Annotated in this window: 9 protein-coding genes; 6 read left to right on the top strand and 3 right to left on the bottom strand. The window is 73.3% G+C overall.

All coding sequences use genetic code 11. From position 1 onward, the window contains the following. Positions 1 to 1,143 carry a glycoside hydrolase family 3 N-terminal domain-containing protein gene (locus tag IE313_RS20420; RefSeq protein WP_189934284.1) on the top strand — a complete coding sequence of 381 codons (1,143 nt, stop codon included), beginning with the start codon at positions 1 to 3 and terminating at the stop codon, positions 1,141 to 1,143. 296 nt (positions 1,144 to 1,439) lie between these two features. Then, positions 1,440 to 3,200, top strand: coding sequence for a serine hydrolase domain-containing protein (locus IE313_RS20415; protein ID WP_189934282.1), 1,761 nt, complete (start codon positions 1,440 to 1,442; stop codon positions 3,198 to 3,200). Between the two features lie 48 nt (positions 3,201 to 3,248). Here IE313_RS20415 and IE313_RS20410 read toward each other — a convergent pair whose 3' ends face one another. Further along, a complete protein-coding gene (locus IE313_RS20410; RefSeq protein WP_189934280.1) occupies positions 3,249 to 3,812 on the bottom strand; it encodes an aldehyde dehydrogenase family protein in 564 nt (187 codons plus the stop codon). Positions 3,813 to 4,319: 507 nt separating this feature from the next. Between IE313_RS20410 and IE313_RS20405 the strand changes: the two genes are divergently transcribed. Beyond that, positions 4,320 to 7,649 (top strand): GH92 family glycosyl hydrolase, encoded by a 3,330-nt coding sequence (locus IE313_RS20405; protein WP_229924815.1) that lies wholly within the window; start codon positions 4,320 to 4,322, stop codon positions 7,647 to 7,649. A gap of 163 nt (positions 7,650 to 7,812) precedes the next feature. On the opposite strand, the gene IE313_RS20400 is transcribed toward IE313_RS20405, so the two are convergent. Further along, the gene (locus IE313_RS20400; protein ID WP_189934276.1) at positions 7,813 to 8,226 is read right to left on the bottom strand and encodes a RidA family protein; all 414 of its coding nucleotides are present in this window, start codon (positions 8,224 to 8,226) and stop codon (positions 7,813 to 7,815) included. 186 nt (positions 8,227 to 8,412) lie between these two features. On the opposite strand from IE313_RS20400, the gene IE313_RS20395 reads away from it, so the two are divergent. The 3 genes from IE313_RS20395 (at position 8,413) to IE313_RS20385 (ending at position 10,982) form a co-directional block, all read left to right on the top strand. Then, positions 8,413 to 8,817, top strand: a complete 405-nt coding sequence (locus IE313_RS20395; protein WP_189934274.1) for a DUF2255 family protein — start codon at positions 8,413 to 8,415, stop codon at positions 8,815 to 8,817. Positions 8,818 to 9,194: 377 nt separating this feature from the next. Further along, positions 9,195 to 9,995 carry a S1 family peptidase gene (locus tag IE313_RS20390; protein ID WP_189934272.1) on the top strand — a complete coding sequence of 267 codons (801 nt, stop codon included), beginning with the start codon at positions 9,195 to 9,197 and terminating at the stop codon, positions 9,993 to 9,995. A gap of 558 nt (positions 9,996 to 10,553) precedes the next feature. Further along, a complete protein-coding gene (locus IE313_RS20385; protein WP_189934270.1) occupies positions 10,554 to 10,982 on the top strand; it encodes an organic hydroperoxide resistance protein in 429 nt (142 codons plus the stop codon). Positions 10,983 to 11,051: 69 nt separating this feature from the next. Here the strand turns inward: IE313_RS20385 and IE313_RS20380 are convergent, their stop codons facing one another. Continuing rightward, the gene (locus IE313_RS20380) at positions 11,052 to 12,227 is read right to left on the bottom strand and encodes a TDT family transporter (RefSeq protein ID WP_189934268.1); all 1,176 of its coding nucleotides are present in this window, start codon (positions 12,225 to 12,227) and stop codon (positions 11,052 to 11,054) included. Positions 12,228 to 12,295 lie beyond the last annotated feature (68 nt).

Below are 12,295 nucleotides of genomic sequence, written 5' to 3'. Positions count from 1 at the left end.
ATGAGCACAGCGAGAAAGCCCCTGAGCAGACGCGGCGCACTCGCCGCCGGTACGGCAGCCGTGGCCGGCGGCCTCGTCTGGAGCGGATCGGCCGCGGCGGCCGACCGCCCCGCCCACCTGCGTCGGCCTCGCGCCGGCTTGACACCCCTTCAGCAGGCGGGCCAGCGCGTCGTCTTCTCGTACCCCGGCCTCACTCCGCCGCAGAGCCTGCTCGACGCGATCAGCGCGGGCCGGGTGGCCGGGGTGATCTTCTTCGGGGAGAACATCTCCGGTCTCAGCCAGATCAGCGGCGTGGTCGACCGGCTGAACGAGGCGCACCGGCAGAGCCCCGTGTCCTCCCCCCTGCTGCTGATGACCGACCAGGAAGGCGGCCTGGTACGCCGTCTGCCCGGCGCACCCGTGCTCTCCGAGAAGGACGTCGGCGCCTCGGCCGACCCGGAGTCCGCGGCGCGGGACGCGGGCACGGGCGCCGGCGAGAACCTCGCGGGCGTCGGCATGAACCTCAACCTCGCCCCGGTGCTGGACGTGTACCGCAAGCCCGGTGACTTCGCCGACCAGTACGAGCGCTCCTACAGCTCGGACCCCGCTGTCGTCGGCACGCTCGGCAAGGACTTCATCACCGCCCAGCAGGGCACCGGTGTGGCGGCCACCGCCAAGCACTTCCCGGGGCTCGGCGCGGCGTCGTCGAGCCAGAACACCGACGAGGGCCCCGTCACCCTGAACGTCTCCCTGTCCCAGTTGCGGGACACCGACGAGCGGCCGTACACCTCGGCGATCTCCTCGGGCGTCAAGCTGGTCATGCTGTCCTGGGCCGTCTACCCGGCGCTGGACGCCCGTCTGCCCGCGGGCCTCTCACCCACCGTCGTCCAGCAGGAGCTGCGCGGCCGGCTGGGCTTCAGGGGCGTGACGATCACCGACGCGCTGGAGGCGGGGGCGCTCAGGAACTTCGGCGGCTCTCCCGAGCGCGCCGTGCGGGCCGCCGGGGCCGGGATGGACCTGCTGCTGTGCTCGGCGCGCGATGTCGCCCAGGGCGAGGGCGCCGTCACCGCGCTGGCCGCCGCCCTCCAGGACGGCACCCTCGACGCGGCCGCGTTCCAGGCGGCCGTCCAGCGTGTCACCGCCCTGCGGGACGGCCTGGCGTGACACCGCCCGTGTGTCCCTGCCGCGGACGCACCGGCCGGGCCCGCCCGGCCGCCGCGGACGGCCCACCGGCGCGGCCACCCCGCTGAGGCCCCGCCACCCGCCCCGACCGGCCGCCAGTTCCTGCCCTCCCCTCTTCACGACGTACCCGGGTGCGACCCGCGCCGCCCGGCCGACCCGCACGGCAGCATGCCGCGGCCGGCGGCGCGGGAACGCGACGACGTGGTCGCCACCCAGCGGTCCAGGCGGCGGAGTACGGCTCCGTACTCCCGCACCATCTCCTCACCAACGAGGTTCCTATGCGGATTCCTGCGTACACCGCGGTCACGGTCCTGGTGGCCGCGCTCGCGTTCCCGGCGAGCGCCTCGGCGGCGCCGGCCCCGGTCCCCGGCTCCGGCCGGTTCGACCAGCCCTACACCGGCTTCGCGCCGGCCGGCACCGTGCTGCGCCCGGCCTCACCCGGCAGTGCGGGACTCGATCCCGGCCCCATCAAGGCGTTCGAGGACCAGGTCGCCACCTGGGAGAACCCGGCGAGCGGGGCCTCCTACCTGTTCCCGGGCGCCACCAGCCTGATGGTCCACGACGGCAAGGTGGTGGAGCGCAGCGCCGGCGGCTACGCCGTCAAGTACGCCGACGCCACCACCGAGCTGCCCGAGGACCAGTGGGTCCCAGCCCGCACGGACACGATCTACGACCTCGCCTCGCTGTCCAAGCTGTTCACCTCGATCGTGGCCGTGCAGCAACTGGAGGCGGGCCGCATCGACCTGGACACACCGGTGGCGCACTACCTGCCGGAGTTCGCGGTGGGCGGCAAGGGCGACATCACCATCAAGCAGTTGCTCACCCACACGTCGGGCTTCGACGCCGACCCGGTCCCCTCGCTGTGGCAGGGCTACCCGGACCTCGCCTCCCGCAGGAAGGCCATCCTCGACACCAAGCCGATCAACCCGCCCGGCACCACCTACCTGTACTCCGACCTGAACATGCTCACCATGCAGTTGGTCCTGGAGAAGGTGACCGGCAAGCCGCTGGACACCCTGGTGCGCGAGGACGTCACCGGGCCGCTGCACATGGCGGACACCGGTTACAACCCGCCCGCATCCAAGCTGCCGAGGATCGCCGCCACCGAGTACGAGACGAGCCCGCCGCGCGGCATGGTGCGCGGCTCCGTGCACGACGAGAACGCCTGGGCGCTGGACGGCGTCGCGGGCCACGCCGGGGTCTTCTCCACCGCCGACGATCTCGCGGTCCTCGCCCAGACCATCCTCAACGGCGGTGTCTACAAGGGGCACAGGATCCTCGGCGAGCACGGCGTGACGCTGATGGAGGAGAACTTCAACCAGGACTTCCCCGGCGACTCCCACGGCCTCGGCTTCGAGCTGGACCAGATCTGGTACATGGGCGGCCTGTCGGGTCCGGGGACGCTCGGCCACACCGGCTTCACCGGGACCTCCCTGGTGATCGACCCCAGTTCCCGGTCGTTCGTGATCCTGCTGACCAACCGCGTCCACCCGACCCGCAACACCCCCTCGACCAACCCCGCCCGGCGGGGCATCGCGCAGGCCCTGGCCCAGGCGATGCCGGTCGCGGCGCCGGGCGGCGGCCGGTCCTGGTACTCCGGGCAGGGCGGCGCCACCACCAGCACCCTGACCACGGGGCCGCTGCACGCCGCGGGCCCCGTCGACATCGGCTTCAGCGCGTTCGTCAACACCGAGCCCACGGACGAGGTCTCCCTGGAGGCCAGCACCGACGACGGAGCCACCTGGCAGCCCCTCACCTTCCGGGTGAGCGGCACCGGCGCCCCGTCCGGAGAGGTCTCCACGCTCTCCGGCCAGTCGGTCCGTGCCTGGTGGCGGGTGCACGCCCGGCTGCCCCAGGCGTCCGACGGCCTGCGGCTGCGCTGGCGCTACACCACCGACCCGTCCTACGAGGGCCGCGGAGTGAACCTCACCGGACTGCGCGTCAGCGACAGCTCCGGAGTGCTCCTGGACGGCAACGAGCCCGACGCGCCGCTGACGTCCGAGGGGTTCAGGCCGCTGCCCGCCGCCGGCCGCCGCTGAGCCGGATCCGCCCGACCGCTCCGGGGCCCTCGAAGGCCCCGGGGCGGCTCACCGGTGGATCGCCTCGGTCTTGAGGAACTCCTCCGGGCCGAAGCGGCCCATCTCCCGGCCGTTGCCGGACTGCTTGCAGCCGCCGAAGGGGGCGAGCGGGTTCGTCCCGGCCCCGTTGACGCCGACCTGTCCGGCGCGCAGCCGCCCTGCCACGGCCGGGGCGTGCTCACGCTCGCCGGACACGGCGCCGGTGCGGCCGTACGCGGTGCCGTTGGCGATCTCCACGGCATGGTCGTCGTCGGTGCAGGGGATGACGACCGGTACCGGGCCGAAGATCTCCTCCTGGGCCACGGCGGCACCGGGATCGACATCCGCGAGGACGGTGGGCCGCACATACGCGCCCCGCTCCGGGCCCTCGGGCCGGCCCGGCCCGCCGACCACCACCGTCGCACCGTCGGCGACACCCCGCTCGATGCAACCCGTCACACGGCGGCGCTGCGCCCCTGAGGCGAGGGGGCCCAGCCGCGTCGCCCCGTCGGCCGGATCACCCACGCGGTACGCGCGGGCCGGCCCGCGGCGGGGACGGCCCGGCCGCCGATCCGGCGCCTGACACCGGGCCATGCTTCCACGCCCCGCTCCCCGCCCCTCCGCCACGCCCCGCAGAAGTCCCCGGACGGTCCGCTGCCGCCCCGGACGGTCCGCGACGCCCGCCGGCCGGCGCGGAGTTCCGCCGCGTTTCGGCTCCCCCCGACCTGATGGCCGGTCAACTCCCCGTGCGGGGGCCCCGACCCACCGGGGCACCGGACCGACCCGCCACCAGGGCTCCGCCCGCCCCGCTTCTCCCGGGGTGCCCGGGCCCCCGGGACGGCGCCGCGCGCGGGCGAAGATGTCCGGACTTGCGTCAAGGTCATTGACACGCCTCCGCAAGGGAGTTCTACTCATCGCTCGTGCAAGGTTGGCAACGTTGTCAAGTCATGGCTCGCGGACCTGGGGCGCGGCGTTGCCGATCGGGGACCGTACCCCGGCACGCCATGAGCGAGGCATGAAGCACGGAGGCAACGGATGGTCAGACGACGGCGTTCGAGTGCGCCACGTTTCAGGAGCAGATTCCGTCAGCGCTTGGCCCTGGTGTCCGTCCTGGGCCTGGCGGCGCTACCGCTGCAGGCGGTCGGCAGCGCATCGGCAGCGGCGGGCCCGACGCCGGTGAAGGACCCCGCGGCCCTCGTCAACCCGCTCATCGGCACCTCCGGTGCGGTGGACACCTTCCCGGGGCCCGACATGCCGTTCGGCATGATGCAGTGGGGCCCCGACACCACCCCGGACCGGCCCTCCGGCGGCGGCTACGAGTACGACGACAGCAAGATCTCCGGCTACAGCCTGACCCACGTCTCGGGCCCGGGGTGCGGCGTCGCGGGCGACGTGCCGATCCTGCCCGTCACCGGGGCGTTGTCCGGCAACCCCTCGACCGCCTCTGCCGCCTTCAGCCACGACGACGAGCAGACGGGGATCGGCTACTACGGCGTCACCGATGCCGCGGGCGTCAGGACCGAGCTGACCGACACCACGCGCGCGGGCCTGGGCAGGTTCACCTTCCCGTCCGGTACGCAGTCGAACCTGCTGCTCAAGCTGAGCGGCGGTGCCACGCCGGTGGACGGCACCCGGGCCCGGGTGGTCAGCGACCACGAGGTCAGCGGCTCGGTCGACAGCGGCCACTTCTGCGGTGCGAACAACCGGTACACGCTGCACTTCGACATCAAGTTCGACCACCCGTTCACGGCCAGCGGCACCTGGGTCGGCAGCACCCTCCACCCCGACGCCACCTCCCTGGCAGCGGGACCCGCCCGCCCGGCGCCGGTGCAGCGTCCCACCGCGCCGCTGCACGAGAAGCACTTCACGCTCCCGGCCACACCGGCACCCGTCATCCACGGCGCCCGGGCCGCCGACTCCGGCACCACGGGCTCGGGCACCACGGGAACGGCCGCCTCGGGAACGGCCAAGAGCGCACCGCCGGTCACCGGTGCCAACGGGATGTACCTGACCTTCGACACCACCGCGGACCGGGCGGTGACGGCGGCCGTCGGCATCTCGTACACGAGTGACGACAACGCCGCGGCCAACCTCTCCGGCGAGATCAAGGGCTGGAACCTCGACACGGTGCGGCAGGCCAACCACGATGCCTGGAACAAGCTGCTCGGCCGGGTGGCGATCGGCGGCGGCACCCACGACCAGCAGGTGCAGTTCTACACGGCGCTCTACCACGCGCTGCTGCACCCGAACGTCTTCTCCGACGTCAACGGCCAGTACATGGGGATGGACAACCAGGTCCACCGGCTGGCCAAGGGGCAGCGGGCGCAGTACGCCAACTACTCCGGCTGGGACACCTACCGCTCCCAGACCCAACTGATGGCGATGGTCGAGCCGAAGGTCACCAGCGACGTCGTCACCTCGATGCTCAACGGCTACGACCAGACGGGGCTGCTGCCCAAGTGGGCCTCCAACAACGGCGAGAGCTACGTCATGGTCGGCGACCCGGCGGCCGGCATCATCGCCGACGCCTATGCCTTCGGCGCCCGTGACTTCGACACCCGCCACGCCCTCGACGCCCTGAAGCACGAGGCCACCGTGCCGAACCAGGACCGGCCCGGCGAGTCGGTACGGGACGAGAAGGGCTACCTCCCGGTCGATGAGACCGACTACGGCTGCTGCAACTTCTACGGCCCGGTCTCGACGCAACTGGAGTACGACAGCGCCGACTACGCGCTGGCGGCCTTCGCGAAGTCGCTCGGCGACGACGCGGCGTACCGCAAGTTCGCCACCCGCGCGCAGGACTGGATGAACGTCTTCAACCCGGGGACCGGCTACCTGCAGGGCAGGACCAAGGACGGGCAGTTCGCGGGCGCCTTCACACCGGGCACCTCCAACGGCTTCGTGGAGGGCACGTCGGCGCAGTACACGCCCATGGTGCCGTTCAACGTGCAGCAGCTCGTCACGGCCCGCGGCGGCAAGGACGCCTACGCGTCCTACCTGGACGGCCTGCTGCACGACGTCGCGCACCCGTCGGGCACCAGCGCCGACCTGAGCAACGAGCCCAGTGTGGAGATCCCCTGGGAGTACTCCTACCTGGCCCAGCCCTGGAAGACGCAGGCCGCGGTCAGGCAGACGCAGCAGAAGCTCTACTTCAACGCGCCGGTGGGCTCGTTCGGCAACGACGACCTGGGCGCGATGAGTTCCTGGTACGTCTGGTCGATGCTGGGGGCCTACCCGGAGACGCCGGGCACCGACACCCTGGTGCTGGGCAGCCCGGCCTTCCCGATCGCCAAGGTCGCCTTCGGCGACGGCAGGGAGCTGACGATCAACGCTCCGCAGGCGGCCCAGGACGCCCCGTACGTGCAGTCGCTGGACGTCGCCCACAAGGCGTGGAACGACTCCTGGCTGACCTTCGGGCAGTTCCGCGAGGCCGGATCGCTGGACTTCACGCTGGGCACCCGGCCCAACACCTCCTGGGCCGCCTCGCCGGACAGCGTCCCGCCGTCGGACACCACCGGCGGCGACCGGCTGCTGGCCGCGACCGGTCCGGGCAGCGACGGGCTGATCGTCGCACCGGGCGGCTCCGGCAAGGGCACCCTGACGGTGACGAACCTGGGCGCCAAGGCCGTCACGGCCGACTGGGCCGCGAAGGCGCCGTCCGGCGTGGACCTCGGCACCGCGTCGGGCTCGGTGACCGTCCCGGCGGCGGGCAGCGCCGAGGCCCAGGTCGAGGTCACGGCAGGCGACAAGGAGGGCACCTACTCCGTGGGGTTCACCCTCACCGACCACACCAGCGGGGCTGAGCTCGGCTCGGCGGCACTGCGCGTGGCCGTCGCCCAGCCCGGCGCGCTGTGGCCGTACGAGACGAACAAGGCGGAGTACCCGGACGGTGCCACCTTCACCGGCGGCTTCGACGACGGCGGCTGGGCGTACTCGCAGAACGCACTGGCGGCCGCCGGGGTGACCAGCGGCTCCACGCTCACGGCCGACGGCATCACGTACACCTGGCCGAAGACGGCCGACGCCACGCCCGACAACCTGGAGATGGCGGGCCAGACCCTCGCGCAGCCGGCCGGCACCTCGGGCTCCTCGCTCGGGCTGCTGGGCGCCGCGGCCAACGCCCCGACGGACGGCAGCGGCACCCCCGGCACGCTCACCGTCACCTACACCGACGGGACCACCGCGAAGGCGGACGTCGCCTTCTCCGACTGGACGCTCAACGGCGGCTCCGCCAAGCCCGTCGACGGTGACACCACCGCCGTCACGACGAACTACCGGAACACCGCCGACGGCGGCAGGGACACCGTGAAGGCCTACGTCTTCGCCACGAAGGTGCCCCTGGACCCGTCGAAGACGGTCGCCTCCGTCACCCTGCCGGTGACGGGCGCCTCGGGCACGGTCCACCTCTTCGCGCTGGCCTACGGCCGGTGAGCCGGCACACGGCCTGCTGAAGCGGATCGCGCCACGGAGCCGGTCCGCCGCGCCTGACGGCGCGGTGGGCCGGCTCCGTGCCTGTCGCCGGCGCCGGGGGCGCCGGCCGGCGGGCCCGGTCCGCTCTCGTGGCGCCGGGGCGGTCAGGGTGTCCCGGTACCCCTCACTCCCCCGCCTCCGGCACAACGGCGAACGCCTCCACCTCCATCAGCAGTTCGGGGCGGAACAGGGCGGCGACCTGGACGGCGGTGCTCGCGGGCAGGCGGTCCGGGTCGAGGTACGCGTCGCGGACCGCACGCACGGCGGGCAGGTGGCCGACGTCGGTGACGAAGTAGGTCAGCTTCACGACGTCGTCGAACGTCGCACCGGCGGCCGCCAGGCAGCGCCGCAGGTTCTCGAAGACCTGCCGCGCCTGCGCCACCGCGTCCCCCTCGCCCACCACCTCTCCGTCCCCGTCCAGCGCCACCTGTCCGGACACCGCGACCAGCCGGCCGCTCCCGCTGACCACGTGCGTGTACCCCTTTCCCGGGGCGACACCGTCCGGGGCCGGGATGTGTGTGAGTCTCGATGCGTGCATGGCCGCATCCTGGCAGTCGCCCGGCACCCCCGCTGCCGCGGCCCGGGTCCGACCGCACACCCCTTCCGGTGAGAGGGCGGGCGCGCCCGGTTCCGCCTCGTTGCGACGGTGCCCGCGGTCCTCTTGAATCGGGGCGGGCGGGCCTTCGCAGGGGCGGGGCGCGCAGGCGGACCTGGGAGAGGGCACGTGCACGACGGCAGTTGGGACAGCGACGACCTGGAGGACTTCCGCGGCAGCGACGAGATCCTGCTGCGGGTGCGGCGCGTCGACGGTGGCCTCGACGAGGCGCGGCCGGTGTGGGTGGTGGAGGCCGGCGGGAACGTGTTCGTGCGCGGGTACCGGGGGCCGGACAGCGCGTGGTACAGGCGTGCCAGGGCGAGCGGGGAGGGCATGGTGCGCACGGGCGACCGGTGGCGGCCCGTCCGCTTCACCCCGGCCGCCGCCGAGGTGACGCGCTCGGACATCGACGACGCCTACCGCTCCAAGTACGCCCGTTCCGGTTATGTCTCGGCCCTCCTGGAGGAGGGGCCTGCCTCCGCCACCCTGCGGCTGGACGCCGCGGCAGGGCCCCCGGGTCCGGCGGCCGCGTAACCAGGCCGCCGGCCTTCGGCGGCAAGCCGCCCGCCGCGTCCGGCAGTCGGGTGCCGGCGAGGGCCTCTTGTCAGACGGCTGCGTGCTCCACATACTCTCCTCATCACGCACTCCCAGGGGTACGTGCTGTCCCGGGGTTCGCCGCACCACGGCGAGATCGCGGCCCCGGTGACGCGTACGGCCAGCTCCCCACCACCGTCCCAGCGCGTGGCGCAGCCGCGGCACGTCCCGGCCGGCCGCTACGACCCCGACGTGTCACGTTTCACGACCTCGCGCCACACCGGATCAGCGCCCCGCACGGCACCATGCACGCCCGTCATGGTCTGTATTGTCATGCCCCTGCCATAGGCGGGGCCGGAGACCGGAAGGAACCCCCCATGAAGAAGTGGTTCACCTCCTGGCAGAGACCGATGGCCCTGGTGGCCATCCTCCTCGCGGTGTTCGCCGTACAGGCGCCCGCCCACGCCCAGAGCACCGCCCCGCAGCCCGGCCCGTCCGTGGTGGGCGGCACCCGGGCCGCGCAGGGCGAGTTCCCGTTCATGGTCCGCCTGTCCATGGGCTGCGGCGGCGCGCTGTACTCCGCCGACCTGGTGCTGACCGCGGCGCACTGCGTCGACCGCACCGGTACCAACACGAGCATCACGGCCACGCTGGGTGTGGTCGACCTGCAGAGCTCCAGCGCGATCAAGGTCAGGTCCAACTACGTCTACCAGGCGCCCGGTTACACCGGTGCGGGCAAGGACTGGGCACTGATCCGCCTGGCACAGCCCGTCACCGGCCTGCCGACCCTGCCGATCGCGCACACCACGGCCTACGACAGCGGCACGTTCACCATCGCCGGCTGGGGCTCGGCCGTCGAGAACGGGCCGCAGCAGCGCTACCTGCTCAAGGCCACGGTGCCGTTCGTGAACGACACCACCTGCAACAACGCGTACTCCGGCGAGCTGGTGCCCAGCGACGAGATATGCGCGGGATACGTGTCGACCGGCGGTGTCGACACCTGCCAGGGCGACTCGGGCGGCCCGATGTTCCGCGCGGACAGCAGCGGCGAGTGGGTCGAGGTCGGCATCGTGAGCTGGGGCAACGGCTGCGCCAGGCCGGGTTACCCCGGCGTCTACAGCCAGGTGAGCACCTTCGCCTCCGCCATCGACGCCGCAGCGGCCTCGCTCGGCGGCTGACGGCGCCGCACACCCCGCCCGACCGCACAACCGCACACCACACCCAGGGGACCCGCGGCCACCGGCCGCGGGTCCCCTTCCCCGCGCCCCGAGCACACCCGGCCCGGCGGCACAGCGGGCCGGGACATCGCACGGCCCCCTGTGCAGGCAGACAGGTGTGTGACAAGCGTTCGGGCGGGTGCAGGGCACCGGGGCCGTCCCCACGCGGCCGCGGCGGCCGGCGATCCACGCGTCCACCCGCGTCCACCCGCGTCCTGAACAGGAGGGCCACGCTCGGCCGCGGGATGCGAGCACGACGGGCTCCGGGACGAGGCGCGCGCCGGGGAGCCGGGTCCGGCCGGATGACGGACCGGCCCGAGAACCCGCCGACGGACCGGCCCGAGAACCCGCCGGCGGACCGGCCGGGAGCCGGCTGACGGGCGACCGGGAATCCCGCGGGCGGTCAGCGTGTTCTTGAGGCTGTCGCACGGAGATCACCCGCAAGGCGCGTCAGCCCGGGGTGGCACCATGTGTCCGCGGAGTCACCCGCGCAGCACCCACCGGAAGAAGGACTCGCCCATGACCATCCAGCCCGTAGACGTCCTGTACACCGCCGTCGCCACCGCGGAGAACGGCCGCGACGGCCGGGTCGCCAGCGACGACGGCAAGCTCGACGTCACCGTCAACCCGCCCAAGGAGCTGGGCGGCAGCGGTGCGGGCACCAACCCGGAGCAGTTGTTCGCCGCCGGGTTCAGTGCCTGCTTCCAGAGCGCGCTCGGCGTCGTCGCACGCCAGGCGAAGGCCGACATCTCCGGCTCCCGGGTGACCGCCAAGGTCGGCATCGGCAAGATCGCCTCGGGCGGCTTCGGGCTCACCGTCGAGCTGTCGGTCGCCATACCGTCGCTGGACGGGGCCACGGCCAGGGAGCTGGTCGAGAAGGCCCACCAGGTCTGCCCGTACTCCAACGCCACCCGTGGCAACATCGAGGTGCTGCTGACCGTCGTCTGACGGCCGCCGCCACCGGCCCGGGCCTCCCCGGCCGGTGGCGCCCCGTTCGGGGCAGGAACGGCCCCGCCGCTACGCGGCGGGGGGAGGCAGGGCCCGGGACGCAGGCAGGAAGAGTTCACCGCGGGCACTGCCGAGGAGCGTCCGTACCGCGACCGCGGCCCAGGCGCCGACGAGCACCGCGTACAGGCCCACCGCGGCCCCCGCCAGCGGCACCGATCCCAGCCGGGCCGCGAGGGCACTGGTACCGGTGACGCAGGTGCCCACCGGGAACGTGAAGCTCCACCAGGCCAGGGAGAACGGCAGGTGCCCGCGGGCGGTCCGCAGCGTCATCGCCGCGGCCAGTGCGAGCCACATCATGGCGAAACCCCAGGCCGGAATGCCGTAGAGGAAGCCGAACGCCTCGGCGGCCGACGAGTAGGGCCGCGGCAGCGCGAGGCGGGCGACACCGCCGAGGAGGTTGGCCGCCGTCACCGACTGGCCGAGCGGGCCGAGGACGATCCACAGGGTCGGCACCAGGGCGGCCGGGCCGAGCTTGTGGTGGACGAGCCGGGCCCAGATCTGGGTGATGGTCACGAGGGCGGCGAAGAGGCTGATGCCCAGCATGGCGTAGCAGCCGAGCAGCAGGCTCAGCCTGCCCTGGCCCGGAGCGAGGTGCGGCAGGAGGGCGGCACCGGTGGCCGCCGAGACCATGGGCGGTACGACCGGCATCAGCCAGCCGCCGAACGCGGCGTCCGCGGCCACCTCGTGGCCGGTCATCACCCGGTAGGGGATCCAGACGCAGGTGACGAGTCCCAGCAGTGTGCCGATCGACCACAGGGCCGCGGCGACCGCGACGGCGGGGCGGAGCCCGATCCAGTCGCGTCCGAGGGACAGGCTGCCGGCACCGACCGTCAGCACCGCCATCGCGGGAGCGCCCCAGAAGTACGCCATCACCGGGTGGCCGGCATGTGCTCTGGCCTCTTCGCGGTAGCGGGTCCAGTGCACCGCCCAGGCCGAGGTCAGCCCCACCAGCAGGACGGCCGCCAGTGCCCACACCGCGGTGCCCGCCGTGCGCAGCCCCACGATGTGCACAGGCAGCGTCGCGGCGGCGTTCGCGACGATACCGGTGCCCATGATCGAGGCGTACCAGTTGGGCCCGAGGTGCCGGAACAGGTCGGACGGGCGGTCGAGTGCGCGCAGCAGCGGGCCGGGCAGGCGTCGGCCGTGCTGCCGCGCGGTGCGGCGGGTGGTGGCGAGCGGGTTCATGGCTCAACGGTCCTGCCGCGAGGAGGGTTGCGCTAGACGGCAATCCGACATGAGGTCATAGGGTGGGC

This window comes from Streptomyces sulfonofaciens (assembly GCF_014656295.1).
Taxonomy (GTDB): Bacteria; Actinomycetota; Actinomycetes; order Streptomycetales; family Streptomycetaceae; genus Streptomyces; species Streptomyces sulfonofaciens.
Note: the sequence above shows the minus strand (reverse complement) of the source record. Positions and strands in the feature narration are given on the sequence as shown.

Bases quoted from the DNA above. Each gene is read 5' to 3' on its own strand.
- IE313_RS20400 (WP_189934276.1), bottom strand. From the start codon at position 8,226: ATGCACGCATCGAGACTCACACACATCCCGGCCCCGGACGGTGTCGCC.
- IE313_RS20390 (WP_189934272.1), top strand. From the start codon at position 9,195: ATGAAGAAGTGGTTCACCTCCTGGCAGAGACCGATGGCCCTGGTGGCC.
- IE313_RS20415 (WP_189934282.1), top strand. From the start codon at position 1,440: ATGCGGATTCCTGCGTACACCGCGGTCACGGTCCTGGTGGCCGCGCTC.
- IE313_RS20410 (WP_189934280.1), bottom strand. From the start codon at position 3,812: ATGGCCCGGTGTCAGGCGCCGGATCGGCGGCCGGGCCGTCCCCGCCGC.
- IE313_RS20380 (WP_189934268.1), bottom strand. From the start codon at position 12,227: ATGAACCCGCTCGCCACCACCCGCCGCACCGCGCGGCAGCACGGCCGA.
- IE313_RS20420 (WP_189934284.1), top strand. From the start codon at position 1: ATGAGCACAGCGAGAAAGCCCCTGAGCAGACGCGGCGCACTCGCCGCC.
- IE313_RS20385 (WP_189934270.1), top strand. From the start codon at position 10,554: ATGACCATCCAGCCCGTAGACGTCCTGTACACCGCCGTCGCCACCGCG.